Here is a 319-nt window from a genome sequence, read left to right on the forward strand (position 1 = left end):
AGCCTCACTTCATGATAAGATAAAGTTGGTTTCCCGACCACTTACTCAAATCATTGAAGGAGGCGTCCCATGAAGGACAAGAACAGTTTAGCACATTCACAATGGAGATGTAAGTATCACATCGTTTTCGCACCCAAGTACAGAAGACAGATAATATATGGCAAGTATAAACAGAGCATCGGTGAGATTATCCGAGAACTTTGTCAGAGAAAAGGAGTGGAAATACACGAAGCGAATGCGTGCAAGGATCACCTTCATATGTTAGTTAGTATCCCACCAAAGTTGAGTGTATCTCAGTTCATGGGGTATTTGAAAGGAA

Annotated in this window: 1 protein-coding gene; it reads left to right on the plus strand. The window is 41.1% G+C overall.

Features of this window, described 5'->3' with window-relative positions; all coding sequences use genetic code 11:
• Positions 1-69: 69 nt before the first annotated feature.
• Positions 70-319, plus strand: a 250-nt coding sequence (gene tnpA, locus ACYQ2O_RS13040) for an IS200/IS605 family transposase (RefSeq protein WP_459796817.1), incomplete at its 3' end; no start/stop codon positions are given.

The organism is Alkalibacterium sp. m-11, from assembly GCF_054658155.1.